Annotated in this window: 1 protein-coding gene; it reads left to right on the forward strand. The window is 41.0% G+C overall.

Annotated features, from left to right (window positions below; genetic code table 11):
• Nucleotides 1-1,311: transposase (locus tag QUA44_RS30510; protein WP_333310107.1), on the forward strand; the 1,311-nt coding region annotated here is incomplete at its 5' end.
• Between the last annotated feature and the right edge of the window lie 28 nt (nucleotides 1,312-1,339).

The following is a 1,339-nucleotide window of genomic DNA, read 5'->3' on the forward strand; positions in this document are numbered from 1 at the left end:
AAAGGATACGAACAAGTAATCATCCAAGATATCAGCTTGGCAACCGACAACATATTATTCCGCAAACAGAAATATTACTCGCCCTCAGTTGGGAAAACTTATGTAGCAGAATTACCATTAGGCTACGAAGGAGAATTTGGACCAGGCATAAAAGCCTTAATCATCAGTTTGTACTATGGGGGCAATATGACCCAAGGCAAACTACTAGAATTTTTAGCAGATTTAGGTATTTCCATCTCAGCCGGTTATTTATCCAACCTGTTAATCAAAAACCACTCCGGTTTTGAAACCGAGAAAAAAGAAGTTTATGATTCAGGACTAGCGAGTAGTCCTTGGCAACACTTCGACCAAACTGGTGCGCGTGTAGGTGGAGTAAACCATACCACTAATATCATCTGCAACCCTTTATATACAGTCTACTTTACAACAGCCAATAAAGATAGACTGACGGTACTGAAAGGATTACAGCCCGGACGAGAATTAGAATTTATGCTGAATCCACTCACATTCTCACTAATTCAGGACTTCAAAATCCCGATTAAATGGCAGAATGCTCTCAAGCTATTACCTCAAGAAACGGTGTTGAGTGAGTCACAGTTTAATCACCTACTCAATAAGTATGTACCCAAACTGGGTGTTCAACAAGTTACCCGGATTAGGGAAGCAGCAGCTATTGCGTTCTACCATCAGCAAACAGATTGTCCAGTCGTACAAACTCTTTGTTGTGATGATGCTCCCCAATTTAAGTTAATCACTGCCGATAGAGCGTTATGTTGGGTGCATGAGGGAAGACATTACAAGAAGTTAAGCCCGGTATTCCATTGCCATCAGGTAATTTTAGGGAAATTTATCGAAGATTTTTGGGATTATTATCGGGAATTATTAGCTTACAAAGATGCTCCCAGTCCCGAAGCTGCACTGCTTTTAAGGTCTAAATTTCGGCGGCTTTTTGAAACTCCTTGTGGCTATGAATTGTTGGATGAACGTAAACAATTAACTGCTGCAAAAGTATCGGAGTTGCTCAGGGTTTTAGAGCATCCTGAATTACCTCTGCACAATAATCCGGCTGAGTTAGCTGCCAGAACTATGGTGCAGCGACGTAATATTAGCTATGCAACTCAGACAATTGAGGGTACTCAAGCCTGGGATACTTTTATGTCTCTTGTTGCTACTACTCGTCAGTTGGGAATCAGTTTTTTTGATTATGTCCGTGACCGAATTTCTCAACTTGGAATTATTCCCTCTCTCTCCACTATTATTCGCGAAAAATCTTCTCTTCATCCCTTGGGTTTGTCTTGGCAATTAGAATAACTCCTTCCCCTACTTATTGAGCCGATAC

The organism is Microcoleus sp. N9_A2 (assembly GCF_036701775.1).
Lineage (GTDB): Bacteria > Cyanobacteriota > Cyanobacteriia > Cyanobacteriales > Microcoleaceae > Microcoleus.